This window comes from Fluviirhizobium alvei (assembly GCF_030551875.1).
Classification (GTDB): domain Bacteria; phylum Pseudomonadota; class Alphaproteobacteria; order Rhizobiales; family Rhizobiaceae; genus Rhizobium_E; species Rhizobium_E alvei.
Window position 1 is genome coordinate 507959 of the sequence record NZ_JAUOZU010000001.1, and the last position, 16744, is coordinate 524702.

The window sequence follows — 16744 nt, forward strand, 5'->3', positions numbered from 1 at the left end:
AAAATGCCCGGAAGTACACTTCCGGGCAAGGTTGTTTGGCGGGGCTTTGGCGATTAGAGCTGGCCGAGCAGCGTTTCGGCGCCAGAGGTCACGGCCTTGCCGGGCTGATCCTCGATATTGAGCTGCTTGACCACGCCATCCTCGATCAGCATCGAATAGCGCTTGGAACGCAGGCCGAGCCCGCCGGCTGACAGGTCCATTTCGAGACCGAGAGCCTTGGCGAATTCGGCGTTGCCGTCGGCGAGGAAGCGGATCTTGCCTTCGCCACCGCTTGCCTTCGCCCAGGCGCCCATCACATGCACGTCATTGACCGACACGACCATGATTTCTTCGACACCCTTCGCCTTGAAGGTATCGAGATTGTCGAGATAACCGGGCAAATGATTGAGCGAGCAGGTGGGCGTGAATGCACCGGGAACGGCAAAAAGAACGACCTTGCGGCCCTTGAGCAGATCGCCGATCTCGAGATCGACCGCGCCGTCGGCGGTCTTTTCCTTGAGCTTGGCGGCCGGGATCTTGTCTCCAATGGCAATCGTCACGTGATGTCCTTTCCTCGAAATGTCTTGACGAAGGTCAATATAGTGCGGCTTTGCGACATTTGCAGTCATCCACTTCTATCTCGCCGCGAATTTTTACGTTGCCGCCGGATGTTCGGATCAGGGCAGGGCGATCTTCGTCTCGATGGCGCGCTCGCCGGATTTCACCAGCAGCGTCAGCTCCGCCGGTTTGCCGTCCTTCGGCCATTTCTTCACCGGTACCGTGAGTTGCAACGCAGTCCCGGTTTGCTGCACGGCAACCTTGTGGCTGAACCTGAGGCCCGGTTCCGGCACCAGCGCAAATTCGGGCTTGGCCTCGGATGGTAGCGCGATGTCGAACGTCACCGATGTGCGATCGGCGGACGGCGTGGTTGCGGTCACTAAAAAATCCGCTGCCGGTGCAGCCGGCAGCAGGGCGGCTGCCGCAGTCAGGCTCTCCTGTTCGGTCTCGGTTCGCGACGTCACCGGCAGACGGAATTCGCCCTGAACCGGCAGGCAGATATCCTTGCAGAGGCCGATCAGGATCTTGGCATCGAGGGTCGAGGGTGCCGACGCGGGTTGATCGAAATCGATCAGGATACGCACCGGACCATGATAGCCGATGAAACGACCATCGGCGTCCTCGGCAAATTCCGGCACCGGGAAGGCTAGCGACCGGATCTTGAGGTTCTTGGATGCCGCGCCATCGATTTCCGGCGGCATGCCGGCGTCACCGGGATTGCGCCAGTAGGTCTTCCAGCCCGGTGCCGGCTCGATATCGAGAAGGGCCTGAACCTGCCCCTCGTTGCTCTGGCTCAAGGCGGCGATGCGCATGCGGCCGCCGTCCGAGACCACCCAATCACTGTCGGCAGCAAGCGCCGGAACGGAAGGGGCGGTGGCAAGGGGCAGCAGCGCGAGCAGGCGGATCAAACTGGACTTCATCGGACTTTCCATTCAAACGGGATCTGCAGAGCGCGCAGAGATTACGGCTCTTCTATGAAAAAACCGGGCAATCCGCATCTGGCTCTTTTCATTTCACCATGAATTGATAGGCTGTGAACCATGGTGGATCTTCAGTCGTTGAAAAGCAAAGGCGAGCGAGGCTTCCTTGACGGTCAGTTCCTGATCGCCATGCCGGGGATGGCCGATAGCAATTTTGCCCGTGCGGTGGTCTATATCTGTGCCCATTCGACCGATGGCGCCATGGGCTTCATCATCAACCAGCCGCAACGGCTCTCCTTCGTCGATATCCTTTTGCATCTGAAGCTGATCGGCGAGGATGATGCGATCATGGTGCCAGAGACGACGCGCTCCTTCCCGATCCAGAAGGGGGGGCCGGTCGAAACCGGTCGCGGCTTCGTGCTCCATTCGGACGATTATCTCACGCAATCCTCAATCCCGGTCAGCGACGAGCTTTGCCTGACGGCGACCGTCGATATCATCCGTGCCATTTCGCGCGGACGCGGACCGAGCCGGGCGACATTGTTGCTCGGCTATGCCGGCTGGTCGGCCGGTCAGCTGGAAAGCGAAATCGCCGCCAATGGCTGGCTATCCTGCCCGGCGGACGAGAGCCTGATATTCGATCGCGATCTCGACGGCAAATACAATCGGGCACTGGCCCTCATGGGCATTCACCCTGCCATGCTGTCGATGGAAGTCGGCCACAGCTGAAGCCTCAGCTGCTGCACCCTATCCGGAATCAGCCGGTTCGGGTGAGCGGGAAACGTTCCTTGAGGATTTTCAGCACCGCATCGGTGCCGATCGGCGGGCCGAAATGGTAGCTCTGCCCGTAATGGCAGCCCATCTGGCCGAGCATTTCGGCATCGTCTTCGGTTTCGATCCCTTCCGCCACCAGCGTCATGCCCATTTCAGCGGCCATGGAAATGACCGAGCGCAGCAGCACGTCGCGCTTGTCGGACTGGTCGTTGACCAGCATCTTGTCGATCTTGATCGTATCGAACGGATAGCGGGTCAGGTAGCCGAGCGAGGAATAGCCGGCGCCGAAATCGTCGAGCGCCAGGCTGACGCCGATATCGTGCAACTTGTCGAGCACGAGGCGCGACTGTTCCGGATTGTCCATCACCACCGTTTCGGTCAGTTCCAGCTTGATCCGGCTTGCCGGGCACCCGGCCTGGTTCAGCACCCGCCGCACATCGTCGGCAAGGTTGGAATTCACCAGCTGGGCGCTCGAGACATTGATGGACACGAAGAAGGGAATGTCGCCGGTCTGGATCAGCCAGTTCGACAGGTCCGAGGTCGCGCGCTCCAGGGCAAACAGTCCAAGCTCGCTGATGAAATTGGAGTTCTCTGCCAGCTGGATGAATTCCGATGGCGGGACGTTACCGCGCTTGGGGTGGTCCCAGCGCATGAGCGCCTCGAATCCTGCGATTTCGGCATCGTCCAGCCGCACGATCGGCTGATAGACCATTGACAGTTCCCTGCGCTCGATGGCGCGGCGCAGATCGCTTTCGAGCTGCAGCCGGTCGGAAACGGCCATGCGGAAGGCAGGCTGGAACGGTTCCACGCGGTTGCCGCCGGATTTCTTGGCCCGGTACATCGCCAGTTCCGCATCGTTGAGCAGGCCTTCGCCGTTCGTGGCCTGTTCGCTCCAGGTGGCGACCCCGACGGATGCGGTGAGAATGATTTCGTGATTGGCGAAATTCAGCGGCACCGAAATCGCCTTGGCAACCGCATCGGCAAAATCCGCCACGCGATGCGGCGCCGTTTCGGAGACGAGGATGATGCCGAACTCGTCGCCCGCGAGACGACCGAGCGTATCCTGCGGCTTGAGAAGGCGGCGAAGCCGTCGCGTCAGCGCGATCAGGATATTGTCGCCGGCCGCGATGCCGAGCGAATCGTTGACCTGTTTGTATCGGTCGATATCGATCGCCAGCACAGTCGGCCGCAGGTCATCATCGGTCGAAGCAAGTGACAGAAGCGACTGAAGACGATCGAGAAACAGCTGCCGGTTCGGCAATCCGGTCAAGTTGTCGCTCAACGCATCGTTCATCAACCGGTTGATCATGTTCTTCTGTTCGGTCACGTCTTCGACAATGCCGACGCAGCGGGTGATCTCGCCATTGCCGCCCAGCACCGGCCGTGCCCGGATGGCCAGCCAGTGGTACTGGCCGTCTTCGGCGCGCAGACGGAAATCATGGCAGAGGCGGCCCTTCTTCTGCGCGAGCAGAATGTCGAGCGTGGCCCGGAAACGGTCACGATCGTCGGGATGCAGGCGCGGCAGCCAGTTGCGCGCCGGCCCGTGCAGGGCGCCGGGAACGGTGCCGAGCTTGAGCGAGATATCGGGGATCGTCGTCACGCGATCGCGCGAGACGTCCCAGTCCCAGATCGTGTCGCCGGCGCCGGTAAGTGCCAGCGATTGCCGTTCGAGATCGGAGAACAGGCCCTGCTGGTAGGCGCCGCCGGCAAAGGCGTGTTGCATCACCGTAAAGCCGATCAGCAGCACGATCAGCACCAGCCCGAAAGCGAGCGCCGGCTGCACGATGTCATTGTCGAGCTGACCGGTGACAGTCAGCCAGGCAGCAAACAGCCAGGCGAGAATGACCAGCCAGGACGGGATCAGCAGGATTGCCCGGTCATAGCGGTTGAAGCCGAGAAAGACGATCAGGAAGATACCGGCCACCGCCGTCAGCGCGAAGGAAAGCCGCGCAATGCCCGAGGCGATCGATGGATCGTAGATTGCAACGCCGAAAAGCGTTACCAGTCCCAGCACCCAGGCCAGCGTCGCATAGGCGAGGTTGGCGTGCCATCGGCTGAGATTGAGATAGGTGAAAAGAAAGATCACCAGGCCTGCGGCGAGCGCCACTTCCGCACCCGCGCGCCATATTCGCTCGTCGAGCGTATTGTCGCCGAACAGCTGCTCGAGAAAGCCGAAATCGACGCAGACATAGCCGAGCACGGCCCAGGCCAGAGCCGCCGTCGCCGGCAGCATCGAGGTACCCTTGATGACGAAGAGATTGGTCAGAAACACCGCCAGCAGGCCGGCAATGCCGAGAACGATGCCGCGATAGAGCGTAAAGGCGTTGACCGTATCCTTGTAGGCCTCCGGCTCCCAGAGATAGAGCTGCGGCAGGTTCGGCGAGGTGATCTCGGCGACGAAGGTGATCACGGTGCCCGGATTGAGCGTGATCGAGAACACATCGGCATCGTTGCTCTCGACGCGGTCGAGCGCAAAGCCTTCCGATGGCGTGATCGACAGAATGCGTTCGGAACCGAGATCGGGCCAGAACAGGCCGGATTTCACCAGCCGGTAGTGCGGCGCCACGATCAGCCGTTCCAGCTGCTCGTCCGAAACGTTGGCGAGCGCGAAGACGGCCCAGTCGCCGCTATGCCCCTCGCTCTGGGCGCGCACCTCGATCCGGCGCACGATACCATCGGCACCGGCCGCTGTGGACACCTGCATGGCGGGTCCCTGGTTGGCGTAGATATCGGCAATGGCCGTCAGGTCGAGCGCCTTGTCGTCCCGCGAAATCTTCACGGGTTCGAGCGCATGTCCAACGCCGAACAGGCAGAAAAGAGCAAGCAGGATCAACAGGACGTGGCGGGCGCCGAGCAACATCGTCCGGCGAAAGCCATGGTCTGATAGGCAAAAGGTCAAGTGCTTCCGGCCCCGGCGTTGTCGTTCTTCTTGTCGATCCGGGCGTAGAGCAGATGGTCACGCCATTCGCCCCGGATTTTCAGATAGTCGGTCATATAACCTTCGCGGCGGAATCCGGCTTTTTCAAGTACCCGGATCGATCGCACGTTGTCCGGAATACAGGCAGCTTCGATCCGGTGCAAGCCAAGCCCGGAAAAGATATGTTGGATCGCGATGCCGATCGCCTGCGACATGTGGCCCTTGCCGGCATGACGGATTCCCATCCAGTAGCCGATCATGCAGCTTTGGGCCGCACCTCGGCGAATATGGCCGATCGTCAGGCCGCCCAGCAACTCGTCGCTGTCCTTGGCAAACAGGAGAAGCGGCATCGCAAGGCCGGATTCAAACTCCTGGCGGGCACGGATGACGCGCGTGCGAAAATGGCTTTCGGTCAGGGCATCGCTGCTCCAGGCCGGTTCCCATGGCTCAAGGAAAGCACGGCTTTCGCTGCGCTGGCGATACCAGGCGCGGTAATCGGTATTGCGCGGCAGCCGGAAATAATGATCGGGCCCGGCAATCACTTCTGCCGGACTGTTCCTGGCGGACAGGAAACCGAACACCGATCTTGCCATTCCGTTCGTTCCGCGCCTTTACGGGCCGATTTACTCGGCTGCCGTCCGGTGGACCGGCGGCGTTGTGCTGGAGAGAGATTTCACCACCTCGTCCATAGAAGCCAGTCCATCGACCGGCCCAATGGCCGAGACCGTCGGCACCGTATTGAAGAACAGGCGTCCGGCGAGATCCGTCAGACGCTCCACCGTAATGCCGGCCAGACGCTCCATCAGCTCGCCGTTCGGTATCGGGCGACCGTAGAGCATCATCTGGCGGGCGATCTGGCCAGCGCGGGCACCGGGGCTTTCCTGGCCCATCAAGAGCTGGGCACGGATCTGGGCGCGGGCGCGGTCGATCTCTTCCTGGCGGATGTTCTCGGAGGATTTGCGCAGTTCCTCGATGATCACCGGCATCAGTTCCGGCAGGTTCTCACCGCCGGTTGCCGCATGAACGCCGAAGACGCCGGTGTCGGAAAAGCCCCAATGGAATGCATAGACCGAATAGCAGAGGCCGCGGAATTCGCGCACCTCCTGGAAGAGGCGCGAGGACATGCCACCACCGAGAATGTTGGCAAGGATCTGCGAACAGTAGAAATCGCGGGCATGATAGGCCTTGCCCTCGAAGCCGAGCAGCACCTGGGCATCCATGAGGTCGCGGGTCTCGCGCACATCGCCGCCGGTATAGCGGGCCGTCTCGGAAATGATCGAGTTGGAGGCGCTCGTCGGCAGGCCGGAGAAACGGCGCTCGACCTCACGGACGAATTCGTCATGCTTGACGGCTCCGGCCGCGACCACGAACATGCGGTCGGTCAGGTAGTTGCGATCGAGATAGCCGCGGATCTGTTCCGGCGTGAAGGACAGGACCGATTCCGGCGAGCCGAGAATCGGGCGCCCGATCGTCTGATCGGCAAAGGCGACGGCAGAGAAACGGTCGAAGACGATATCGTCGGGCGTATCGTTGGCGGCACCGATTTCCTGTAGGATGACATTCTTCTCGCGCTCAAGCTCTTCCTCGTCGAAGGCGCTCTCGGTGAGAATGTCAGCGAGGATATCGACAGCCAGCGGCATGTCGTCCTTCAGGACGCGTGCATAGTAGGAGGTCGACTCGGTCGATGTGGCGGCGTTGACTTCGCCGCCGACATTTTCGATTTCCTCGGCAATCTGGCGGGCTGTGCGCCGCGCCGTGCCTTTGAAGGCCATATGTTCGAGCAGATGGGCGATCCCATGCTCATCGGCGGCTTCATTGCGCGATCCGGATTTGACCCAGGCACCGAGTGCAACGCTTTCGAGATGCGGCATATTCTCGGTTACGACCGTCAGCCCGGAGGGCAGCTTCGTCAACTCAACTTTCATCACCAATCAAGACGCCCGCATCAGCTTGAAATCCGGGCATGCCGGGCGATGAAGGATTCCACCGTCTCGATGTCCGCATCCAGCACTTCGTAGCGTTCCTCCCTTTGCATCAGATCAGCTAACCACGATGGCAGCGCCGGATCAATACCGCAAGCGCTTTTTACCGCAGCGGGGAACTTGGCCGGATGCGCGGTGGCAAGCGTTACCATCGGCGCATTCGGCTTTTCATGTTTTGCCGCGACGTGAACACCGACAGCCGTATGCGGATCAAGGAGATAGCCGGTTGCTTCGAGCGTTTCCTTGATGGTCTTGGCGACCTGCTTTTCGGTGACCTTGCCGGCCTTGAAATCACGCGTGATGGCGGCAAGCGCATCCTTCTCGATCTCGAAGGCCTGCGATTGCTTGAGGCTTTCCATCAGCCGCCGCACCTTGCCGGCGTCGCGGTCATGGACCTCAAACAGGAGCCGCTCGAAATTCGAGGAGATCTGGATATCCATCGAAGGCGAGGTGGTGGCGGCAACGCCGCGCATCTCGTACCGGCCGGTCTTCAGCGTGCGGGCGAGAATGTCGTTGTCGTTGGTGGCAATCACCAGCTTTCCGATCGGCAGGCCCATGCGCTTGGCCACGTAACCGGCGAAAATATCGCCGAAATTGCCGGTCGGAACGGTGAAGGAGATCTTGCGGTCGGGTCCGCCGAGCGAGATCGCGGCGGTGAAATAATAGACGATCTGGGCCATGATGCGGGCCCAGTTGATCGAGTTGACGCCGGCAAGCTGCATCCGGTCGCGGAACTTCACATCGTTGAACATCGCTTTCACGAGGTCCTGGCAGTCGTCGAACGTGCCGCGCACGGCAATCGCATGCACATTGGCATGCGCCGAGGTGGTCATCTGGCGCTGCTGCACCGGCGAAACCTTGCCATGCGGGAAGAGGATGAAGATGTCGGTCCGGTCGCGACCGCCGAAAGCGTCGATGGCAGCGCCGCCCGTATCGCCCGAGGTCGCACCGACGATGGTCGAGCGTTCGCCGCGCACTTCCAGTGCATGGTCCATCAGGCGGGCGAGCAATTGCATCGCCACGTCCTTGAAGGCGAGCGTGGTGCCATGGAACAGTTCGAGAATGAAGGCATTGGCCCCGGTCTGCACAAGCGGTGCCACCGCCGGATGCCGGAAGGTCGCATAGGCCTCGCCGATCATGCGCTTGAGATCGGCATCGTCGATTTCGCCATCCACGAAAGGCGAAAGCACGGCAAAGGCGATCTCCTCATAGGATTTGCCCCGCAGCGCCCGGATTTCCTTCTTGCTGAAATGCGGCCAGGATTTCGGCACATAAAGCCCACCGTCGCGCGCCAGACCCGTCAGCAGCGTATCGATGAAACCCAGGTTCGGAGCCTCGCCCCGCGTAGAAACATACTGCACTTGCAAACCTCAGTTCTTCAGGTTTTCTCTTCAAAAACCTCTAGCATTCAATGGTGTGAAAGGGTGTTCAGAAAGCGTCCGGGCAGCGGTGGCCGGTGTCGCCCGGGGCATTTCATTCTCCCTTGCCGATCTTCATCGCGCCATCGGGTCCGCTTCGCCCGCCCGGTCTCTGCGGCCATTGTCAAAGCCGGAGGATTTCGGCGCAAACTTTCCGCTTTCCAATCGATTTTTTATCCGGTCGCTGGTATAGACCGATTTCAGCGGTCGTGAAAAGGCCCGAATTGTCGTCTCGGAAGGGTCTTTCGACGGTTCCGTGCAGTGCCGTATTCAAGAGTGGAGCGTTATGGTGTCGCGAAATTTTATCCGGTTTCTCTCTTCCATGGCGGCTGTGTCGCTGATTGCCGGTTGCAGTGCCACCGATGGCATGAATCTCGGTCTCGGCGGCAAGAAGAAGGTTGAGGAAGATCCCAACAAGCCGGTGATCGTTCAGGGCGCCTGCCCGTTCGTCTATCTTCGCGAAGGCACCGCGATCTACCGTCAATATGCCAAGGGCACCAAGAAAGGCCCGGATGGTCTTGCCGATCCGGAAAAGCTCGTCGTCCAGGCGACGCTCGACCAGACCACCCGTCAATGCCGCCAGACCGATCAAGGTCTCGTCGTCACCGTCGTCGTTCATGGTCGCATCGTTCCGGGACCCGCCGGCGGACCGGGAACCTACACGCTGCCGATTCGCGTTGCCGCCACCGATGGCAGCGCCACGCTCTACTCGGAGCTGAGCAAGTTCGAAGTCACCATTCCGCCAAGCCAGAATGCGGCGACGCAGTTCATCTTCACCAAGGAAAATGTCGTGCTGAGCGGACCGGCCACCGGTCTCACGCGTCTGTTCGCCGGCATTGACGAGGGTCCCTACAATACAAAGTAAGGCTCACCTCGGGGGGAGGGCGAGTGGCAGTGATCTTGATCGTGAATCCCGTGTCTGGAGGGGGACGGGGTGCACGCAGCGAAAATCGTGTTGTTGATGCGCTAAGGCGCCGCTTCGGGACCGTCGATCTCTATCGGACGCGGGCGCCGGGCGACGCGTCCGATCGCGCTCGCGCTGCGGCCGGCGAGGGTTACGAACTTGTGGTCGCCATGGGCGGTGACGGCACCATCAGCGAATGCGTGAGCGGAATTCTGTCGTCGGCTCGGCCGGATATGCCTCTGGCTTTCGTTTCCACCGGTCGCGGTTGCGATTTTGCCAGCCAGTTCGGTTCCGCCGGCTCGCCCGAAGCCTGGGTCGAACGGATAAAATGGCCGCAAACGCGCAAAATCGATGCCGGGGAAATCCGGTTCGATGGTGAAATAGGCAACGAACCACCGCGCTATTTCAACAACATCGCTTCTTTCGGCGTATCCGGCCATATCGCCCGCCGCGTCAATCGCGCCCGCCGCATTCCTTTCCTGCCGGCGCGGGCCCTGTTCTTCGTCCATTCGCTGATCGGTCTTGCGACCTACAAGCCCGTTGCCATGCGGCTTTCGGTCGAAGGGCGCGAGGCAAGCCTCTACGAGGTCACGCTTGCGGTGGTTGCCAACGGTCCGCGTTTCGGCGGCGGCATGAAGATTGCGCCGATGGCAATGACCGACGACGGGCTCTTCGATATCGTCATCATTCCGGCCATGGCGCGCTGGAAGATCCTTTTGCAGTTCGGGCGGATCTATCGCGGCACCCATTTCCGCAATCCGGATGTCATCCATGTCAGGGGCCGCAGCATGACGATCGAATGTGCTGACGGTATGATGAGCCTTTCGGCGGAAATCGATGGCGAAGCGATCGAGATCCGTTCGGTCGCCTTGAACCTGCAGCCGGCCGCTCTGACGCTAGCGATGTAGGCAAAGGTGAGTGGTCAATACAACCTTGGCGCAATGGGAATTTTCCGCCTCGGTGTTATGATGGCGATACGGTGGGGGATCGGGCCCGGACAGGGCCGGAGGATGTGGGGCGAATGCGACGTTTCCTGTTGATTTTGCATATCCTGGCGATCGCGATCCTCTTGCCTGCGCTTCTGTCTGCCTGCAGCCAGACCGCTTCCAGGCAGTCCGCCGCCAGACCGGAAATCGTCAAGACCGAGCCACCCTGCTGCCGCAAGCTCGAACCCTATCCGAAATGGCTGGTCCGGGTGCTGGAGCCCGCAGCGCCTCTGGTCGGGCGCACGGTCGCCCTCGTCGAATGGCGCAAGGGCTACATGGAGAAAGAACCGCAGGCGCTTGCTGAGATGCAGTCGAGGCTGAGGCCCCTCGACATCATCGTCGTTGCCAACAAGGGACGGCTGAGCGGCTATACGATTCCCGGGCTTTTCAGTCATGGTGCCGCCTATCTCGGCGGCGAGGCCGATCTCAAGCGCCTCGGCATCTGGAACGACAAGGCCGTCGTGCCCTTCCACCAGGCGATCCGTGACGGCAAGACGATGATCGAGTCCGACCAGAAGGGCGTGCATCTGTCGAGACCCATCGATGTGCTCGGCTCTGACCGGGTCGTCATCTTAAGGCCGCGCTACAGCTGCCGGGCTGCCCGCCAGAAGGTGGGGCGCGCCTTCTTCGAACATCTCGGAACCAAGTTCGACTTCCATTTCAACTCGGACGATGACCGCAAGCTCTACTGCGTCGAGCTGATCGATCATGTGCTCGGCGCGATCCAGTTCCCCCAGCGCGAAATCTATCGCCGCCAGACCATCGTCCCGGATGATATCATGATTGGCGTCAGCAACCGGATCTTGCCACTCGATGTGATCGCCTATTATCGCGCCGGACCGCATGGGTGGGAAAAGGCTGACGCCCGCAGCCTTCGGACCGACATCGATGACTATTGGATGAGACGCAAGAAGGTTAGGCGAGCTCGGTAAAGCTTTTGAGCGCTTCCACCATCTGCGGCAGTTCTACCATGCGGGAAATCACCGTTTCGGCGCCGGCATCAGTGAGCCGGTCGGCATGGGTGGGATAGGTGTGCGATCCGCCGGTGAAGCCGATCACCCGCATTCCGGCCGCACGCGCTGCAGTGACGCCATGGACGGAATCCTCGATCACCAGGCAACGTGACGGCTCTGCCCCGAACGCTTTGGCGCCATGCAGATAGATATCCGGCTTCGGCTTGGTGCGGTCCGGGCCGAGATCCTTGGCCGAATAGATATGGCCCTCGAAATAGGGCTTGAGACCGACCTTGGTCAGCATCAGGTCCAGCCGGTGGCTGGAGGAGTTCGAGCAGATGCAGCGCTGTTCGGTGATCTTCGAGAGCGCATAGCGCACGCCATCAATCATCTTCACGCGCTGGCCGAGCGTGCGGTCGAGCAGCTTTTCCGACTTGTCGATCAAGGTTGCCGACAGCGGCAGTTCCGCTTCCTGCTCGACTGTCAGCAGAATGTTCTTCCAGTCCATGCCGGCGAAACGGATGCACATGTCTTCGGCCGAAATCTCGAAGCCGGCTTCCCGCAACAGCTTGGATTCCACTTCTGCCGCGATGATTTCGGAATCGACGAGCACGCCGTCGCAATCAAAAAGAATGAGGTCAAAGCCGGACATTTGTTTTCCTGGAAATCGGACTGCCGAGAGCGCTTTGGGCCGTGTGGCTGGACGAATACCTCGCCATGCGACCACGCCGCCTCTTGAACTTGCGGGCTGCCTACACGATCGGCCCGCTTTTCGCAATCGTCAAACCCGCATAGGTCCTCTGCAGGGATCTGGCTCTTTCGACCTTAGTTCCCTTTCCAGAAAGCGGTTCACGGTTGTATAAACGGCGCGAACTGGGAGGAGCCAGCATGCCAAGCACGATCTATGATCGCGATCTCGATCGCAATGAAGCCAATTTTGCCCAACTGACGCCGCTCACCTTTCTCGAGCGTGCCGCCGATGTCTTCCCCGATCGTGTGGCGATCGTCCATGGCAGCTACCGCGAAACCTATCGCGAACTGAGGCTGCGGTCTCGCAGGCTTGCTTCTGCGCTTGCGGCCCGTGGCGTGGCGCGCGGCGATACGGTTGCCGTCATGCTCGCTAACACACCGGCGATGATCGAATGTCACTATGGCGTTCCGCTGACCGGCGGCGTGCTCAACACGCTCAATACCCGTCTTGATGCGGCGACGCTCGCCTTCATCCTCGATCACGGCGAGGCGAAGGTGCTGATCACCGATCGCGAGTTTGCGCCGGCCATCCGCGAGGCGCTGTCGCTTTGCACGGTCAAGCCGCTGGTGATCGATTATGACGATCCGGTCTATCCGCAGACCGGAGAACGGTTGGGAACGCTCGATTACGAGGCGTTACTCGCCGAAGGCCGGGAAGACCATCCCTATCGCGGACCCGATGACGAATGGGATGCGATCTCGCTCAATTACACGTCAGGCACCACCTCCAACCCCAAGGGCGTGGTCTATCACCATCGCGGCGCCCATCTGCTCGCCCAGGGCAACATCCTGACATCCGGTATGCCGAACGGTGCGGTCTATCTCTGGACGCTGCCGATGTTCCATTGCAATGGCTGGTGTTTCCCCTGGTCGCTTTCGGTGGTTGGCGGCACCCATGTCTGCCTGAGGCAGGTGCGCGCGAGCGCCATCTATGAAGCGATCGAAAAGCATGGCGTGACCCATATGTGCGGTGCGCCGATCGTCATGTCGATCATCCTCAATGCCTCGTCCGAGGAGAAGCGTGCGATCGACCGCCAGATCACCTTCATGACAGCGGCCGCCCCGCCGCCGGAAGCCGTGCTTGCCGCCATGAAACAGGCCGGTTTCGATGTCATCCATCTCTACGGCCTCACCGAGACCTACGGTCCCGCCGTCGTCAACGAATGGCAGGGCGAGTGGGATGCGCTCGACCAGTCGGCCTGGGCGCAGAAGAAGTCGCGCCAGGGCGTGCGCTATTCGGCGCTCGACCGGCTCGATGTCATCGATCCGGAAACCATGCAGCCGGTGCCGCGCGACGGCAAGACGATCGGCGAGGTGATGTTTGCCGGCAATGTGGTGATGAAAGGCTATCTCAAGAACAAGAAGGCCACCGATGAGGCCTTTGCCGGCGGCTGGTTCCATTCCGGCGATCTCGGTGTCATGCATCCCGACGGTTATATCCAGCTCAAGGACCGTTCCAAGGATATCATCATCTCCGGTGGCGAAAACATTTCCTCGATCGAGGTCGAGGATGCGCTCTACAAGCATCCCGCGGTTGCCAATGCTGCCGTCGTCGCCAAGCCGGATGAGAAGTGGGGCGAAACACCGTGCGCCTTTATCGAGCTCCGGCCCGGCATGACGGTGACCGAAGAGGAGCTAAAAGACTGGTGCCGCCAGCATCTGGCGCATTACAAGGTGCCGCGCGCCTTCGTCTTCTCCGAATTGCCGCGCACCTCGACCGGCAAGATCCAGAAATTCAAGCTGCGCGACCAGTTCAAGGCAGGCTGACATGACAGAGACCAATCAGGACATCGTCCTCTATTCGGTGGCCGATCACATCGCTACCATCACGCTGAACCGGCCCGACAAGGGCAATGCGCTCTCGGCCGCGATGATGGATGCGCTGGAAGCCGCACTCCGTTCGGCGGCCGACGACGATGCGGTCCGCGTCGTCATCCTCACCGCCAACGGCAAGATCTTTTCGGGCGGCCATGATCTCGAGGAAATGCTCGGCCATGAGGAACATGCCTGGCAAAAGGCGCATTTCGAGCGCTGCGCCCGCCTGATGGCAACGGTTCGCCATCTGCCGAAACCGGTGATCGCCCGCGTTCAGGGGGCGGCGGTTGCCGCCGGCTGCCAGCTCGTCGCCACCTGCGATCTCGCCTATGCCGTCCGCTCTGCCAAATTCGGCATCAACGGCATCAATCTCGGCCTGTTCTGCTCCACCCCTTCGGTGGCGCTATCGCGCGCCATCCACCCCAAGCAGGCGCTCGACATGGCGCTCACCGGTCGGCTCATCCTGGCGCCACGCGCCGAGGAAATCGGCCTCATCAATGCGGCACTCGCCTCGGAAGATCTCGACCAGGCGGTCATGGATGCCGCCCGCGCCATTGCTGCCAAGGAGCCGCAGGCCATCGGTCTCGGCAAGGATCTGTTCTATCGCCAGGCCGAACTCGATATCGACAGCGCCTATCAGCTGGCAGCTGGCCGCATGGCCGACAATATGGATTTTGCAGAAACCCGGGCCGGCATCAGGGGCTTCGTCGACAAGCACTGAACGGGCAGGGCGATCCGTCTCTTTACGGAATCTTTATACGCCCGCCGCGAACCTTTATGCCGCCGAGATGCGGATGAGCCTATGGCAATGAGGCTGGCAGTAAACTGCCAGTCCGTTTTCAGCATGGGTTCATCATGTCCAGTTCGACACCAACGGCAGCAACGGCCGATCTTCCGGTCAAGCGCCTGCTCGTTCTCTCCCTCGGTTCCATCGGCGTTGTCTACGGCGATATCGGCACCAGTCCGCTCTATGCTTTCCGCGAGGCCATCCGGCCTGTCGCCGGCGATGGCGTTTCCATGCAGGAAATCACCGGCATCATCTCACTGATGATCTGGACGCTGACGATCATCGTCACGCTCAAATATGTCTTCTTCCTGCTCAAGGCCGACAACAATGGCGAGGGCGGAACCCTGTCTCTGCTGGCGCTTCTGGCGCATCGCCTGTCGGCTGGAAGGGCGAGGTTTCTGTTCCTGATGGGCCTCATCGGCGCCGCCCTCTTTCTCGGCGATGCAATGATCACGCCGGCACTCTCGGTGCTTTCGGCCGTCGAAGGTTTGAAGCTCGTAACCCCGGCGCTGTCGCCCTATGTGCTGCCACTGTCGATCGTCATTCTTGTTGCGCTCTTTGCGGTTCAATCGCGTGGCACCGGGGCGGTCTCAAAGGCTTTCGGGCCCATCACGCTCGTCTGGTTCCTCGTGCTGGCGGTGGCGGGCCTCTCCCATATCATCGAGGCGCCCGCCATCCTCAAGGCGCTGAACCCGATTGAAGCCGTGATCTTCTTCGCCCATAGCGGTTATGCCGGTTTCGTCGTGCTGGGTGCGGTGTTCCTGACCGTGACCGGTGCGGAAGCGCTCTATGCCGATCTTGGCCATTTCGGCCGCAAGCCGATCCAGCTCGCCTGGCTGGCGATCGTCTATCCGGCCCTCATCCTCAATTATCTCGGCCAGGGCGCGCTCGTCATGCAGGATGCGGCGACGATCGAAAACCCCTTCTACCTGATGTTCCCTGAATGGGCGCTGGTTCCGGCCATCGTGCTTGCCACCGCCGCCACCATCATTGCCAGCCAGGCCGTGATTACCGGTGCCTTCTCGCTGGTCTCTCAGGCCATCCATCTCGGCTTCCTGCCGCGGCTCGAAATCACCCATACGTCGGCTTCCGATACCGGCCAGATCTATCTGCCGATGGTCAATGGCGTGCTGCTGTTCGGCGTCATGCTTCTGGTGCTGATCTTCCAGTCGTCAGATGCGCTCGCCACGGCCTACGGGATCTCGGTCACCGGTGCGATGGTCGTCACGACCCTGATGTTCTTCGATTTCCTGCGTGTCGGCTGGCGCTGGTCGTTGCCGGCAGCACTTGCCCTCATCGTACCGCTGGCCGCCTTCGAACTCACCTTCCTTGCCGCCAATCTCCTGAAGATCCACGATGGCGGCTATGTGCCGGTGCTGATTGCCGGCCTCGCCGTGGTCATCATGTGGACCTGGCGGCGCGGTTCGGCCATGCTCACCGAAAAGGTGCGGGCGAATGCCATTCCGCTCAAGGATTTCATCGCCGCGCTGGAAACCAGCGGCCACGCGCCCAACGATGCCGCCGGCACTGCCGTCTTCCTGACCGCCGATCCCACGATCGTGCCGAGCGCCATGCTGCACAACATCAAGCACAACCATGTTCTGCATGAGCGCAACATCATCCTCACCATCCGCACCGAAAACCGGCCGACCGTACCGGTCGCAGAGCGGGTCGAGGTGGAACGGCTGACGGATCGTTTCAGCGTCGTCACCCTGTTCTTCGGCTTCATGGATACGCCGAACGTCTCGCAGGCGCTCGGGCATGTCCGGCGCGCGAACCTGAAGTTCGACATCATGACCACCTCCTTCTATCTCGGCCATCGCAAGCTGGTTCCGAGCGCGCGTTCGGAAATGCCTGCCTGGCAGGACAAGCTCTTCATCGCGCTGTCCGGCATTGCCTCCGATCCGTCGGACTACTTCCGGCTGCCCTCCAACCGGGTTGTGGAACTGGGGGCGCATGTGGCAATTTAGTCCGAAGCGGCGGACCTCTCCGCCACGGGAA

Annotated in this window: 14 protein-coding genes; 7 read left to right on the forward strand and 7 right to left on the reverse strand. The window is 61.1% G+C overall.

What is annotated here, in order from left to right:
* Positions 1 to 53: 53 nt before the first annotated feature.
* Both Q4481_RS02460 and Q4481_RS02465 read right to left on the reverse strand, forming a co-directional pair.
* On the reverse strand, positions 54 to 539 hold the full coding sequence (locus Q4481_RS02460; protein ID WP_304374673.1) for a peroxiredoxin: 486 nt from the start codon (positions 537 to 539) through the stop codon (positions 54 to 56).
* A 117-nt stretch (positions 540 to 656) separates the two neighbouring features.
* Positions 657 to 1457, reverse strand: a complete 801-nt coding sequence (locus Q4481_RS02465) for a protein-disulfide reductase DsbD domain-containing protein (protein WP_304374674.1) — start codon at positions 1455 to 1457, stop codon at positions 657 to 659.
* 120 nt (positions 1458 to 1577) lie between these two features.
* Here Q4481_RS02465 and Q4481_RS02470 point away from each other — a divergent pair, with 120 nt between their 5' ends.
* Positions 1578 to 2186 (forward strand): YqgE/AlgH family protein, encoded by a 609-nt coding sequence (locus Q4481_RS02470; RefSeq protein WP_304374675.1) that lies wholly within the window; start codon positions 1578 to 1580, stop codon positions 2184 to 2186.
* Between the two features lie 28 nt (positions 2187 to 2214).
* Here the strand turns inward: Q4481_RS02470 and Q4481_RS02475 are convergent, their stop codons facing one another.
* From Q4481_RS02475 to thrC, 4 genes are read right to left on the reverse strand one after another with little or no spacing between them, the layout of a single operon-like run.
* Complete coding sequence (locus Q4481_RS02475; protein ID WP_304374764.1) at positions 2215 to 5091, reverse strand: EAL domain-containing protein; 2877 nt, start codon at positions 5089 to 5091, stop codon at positions 2215 to 2217.
* 35 nt (positions 5092 to 5126) lie between these two features.
* Complete coding sequence (locus tag Q4481_RS02480) at positions 5127 to 5741, reverse strand: GNAT family N-acetyltransferase (protein ID WP_304374676.1); 615 nt, start codon at positions 5739 to 5741, stop codon at positions 5127 to 5129.
* A gap of 30 nt (positions 5742 to 5771) precedes the next feature.
* The gene (locus tag Q4481_RS02485) at positions 5772 to 7073 is read right to left on the reverse strand and encodes a M16 family metallopeptidase (RefSeq protein ID WP_304374677.1); all 1302 of its coding nucleotides are present in this window, start codon (positions 7071 to 7073) and stop codon (positions 5772 to 5774) included.
* A 20-nt stretch (positions 7074 to 7093) separates the two neighbouring features.
* A complete protein-coding gene (gene thrC, locus Q4481_RS02490; RefSeq protein WP_304374678.1) occupies positions 7094 to 8491 on the reverse strand; it encodes a threonine synthase in 1398 nt (465 codons plus the stop codon).
* A gap of 343 nt (positions 8492 to 8834) precedes the next feature.
* Here thrC and Q4481_RS02495 point away from each other — a divergent pair, with 343 nt between their 5' ends.
* The 3 genes from Q4481_RS02495 (at position 8835) to Q4481_RS02505 (ending at position 11370) form a co-directional block, all read left to right on the forward strand.
* The gene (locus tag Q4481_RS02495) at positions 8835 to 9413 is read left to right on the forward strand and encodes a hypothetical protein (RefSeq protein ID WP_377352343.1); all 579 of its coding nucleotides are present in this window, start codon (positions 8835 to 8837) and stop codon (positions 9411 to 9413) included.
* Between the two features lie 23 nt (positions 9414 to 9436).
* The gene (locus Q4481_RS02500) at positions 9437 to 10360 is read left to right on the forward strand and encodes a diacylglycerol/lipid kinase family protein (protein WP_304374679.1); all 924 of its coding nucleotides are present in this window, start codon (positions 9437 to 9439) and stop codon (positions 10358 to 10360) included.
* A 113-nt stretch (positions 10361 to 10473) separates the two neighbouring features.
* On the forward strand, positions 10474 to 11370 hold the full coding sequence (locus tag Q4481_RS02505; RefSeq protein WP_304374680.1) for a YiiX/YebB-like N1pC/P60 family cysteine hydrolase: 897 nt from the start codon (positions 10474 to 10476) through the stop codon (positions 11368 to 11370).
* On the opposite strand, the gene Q4481_RS02510 is transcribed toward Q4481_RS02505, so the two are convergent.
* Positions 11354 to 12043 (reverse strand): HAD family hydrolase, encoded by a 690-nt coding sequence (locus Q4481_RS02510; RefSeq protein WP_304374681.1) that lies wholly within the window; start codon positions 12041 to 12043, stop codon positions 11354 to 11356. The two genes, Q4481_RS02505 and Q4481_RS02510, sit on opposite strands and share 17 nt — an antisense overlap.
* A gap of 236 nt (positions 12044 to 12279) precedes the next feature.
* On the opposite strand from Q4481_RS02510, the gene Q4481_RS02515 reads away from it, so the two are divergent.
* The 3 genes from Q4481_RS02515 to Q4481_RS02525 all read left to right on the forward strand — a co-directional run bounded on the left by Q4481_RS02515 (position 12280) and on the right by Q4481_RS02525 (position 16713).
* Complete coding sequence (locus tag Q4481_RS02515) at positions 12280 to 13908, forward strand: acyl-CoA synthetase (RefSeq protein ID WP_304374682.1); 1629 nt, start codon at positions 12280 to 12282, stop codon at positions 13906 to 13908.
* A gap of 1 nt (position 13909) precedes the next feature.
* Positions 13910 to 14677 (forward strand): enoyl-CoA hydratase, encoded by a 768-nt coding sequence (locus Q4481_RS02520; RefSeq protein WP_304374683.1) that lies wholly within the window; start codon positions 13910 to 13912, stop codon positions 14675 to 14677.
* Between the two features lie 134 nt (positions 14678 to 14811).
* A complete protein-coding gene (locus Q4481_RS02525; protein ID WP_304374684.1) occupies positions 14812 to 16713 on the forward strand; it encodes a potassium transporter Kup in 1902 nt (633 codons plus the stop codon).
* Positions 16714 to 16744 lie beyond the last annotated feature (31 nt).

Excerpts from the sequence above, each read along its gene's own strand:
- Q4481_RS02465 (WP_304374674.1), bottom strand. The coding sequence starts at position 1,457 with ATGAAGTCCAGTTTGATCCGCCTGCTCGCGCTGCTGCCCCTTGCCACC.
- Q4481_RS02495 (WP_377352343.1), top strand. The coding sequence starts at position 8,835 with ATGGTGTCGCGAAATTTTATCCGGTTTCTCTCTTCCATGGCGGCTGTG.
- Q4481_RS02475 (WP_304374764.1), bottom strand. The coding sequence starts at position 5,091 with ATGTTGCTCGGCGCCCGCCACGTCCTGTTGATCCTGCTTGCTCTTTTC.
- Q4481_RS02510 (WP_304374681.1), bottom strand. The coding sequence starts at position 12,043 with ATGTCCGGCTTTGACCTCATTCTTTTTGATTGCGACGGCGTGCTCGTC.
- Q4481_RS02515 (WP_304374682.1), top strand. The coding sequence starts at position 12,280 with ATGCCAAGCACGATCTATGATCGCGATCTCGATCGCAATGAAGCCAAT.
- Q4481_RS02480 (WP_304374676.1), bottom strand. The coding sequence starts at position 5,741 with ATGGCAAGATCGGTGTTCGGTTTCCTGTCCGCCAGGAACAGTCCGGCA.
- Q4481_RS02470 (WP_304374675.1), top strand. The coding sequence starts at position 1,578 with ATGGTGGATCTTCAGTCGTTGAAAAGCAAAGGCGAGCGAGGCTTCCTT.
- Q4481_RS02525 (WP_304374684.1), top strand. The coding sequence starts at position 14,812 with ATGTCCAGTTCGACACCAACGGCAGCAACGGCCGATCTTCCGGTCAAG.
- Q4481_RS02485 (WP_304374677.1), bottom strand. The coding sequence starts at position 7,073 with ATGAAAGTTGAGTTGACGAAGCTGCCCTCCGGGCTGACGGTCGTAACC.
- Q4481_RS02505 (WP_304374680.1), top strand. The coding sequence starts at position 10,474 with ATGCGACGTTTCCTGTTGATTTTGCATATCCTGGCGATCGCGATCCTC.
- Q4481_RS02520 (WP_304374683.1), top strand. The coding sequence starts at position 13,910 with ATGACAGAGACCAATCAGGACATCGTCCTCTATTCGGTGGCCGATCAC.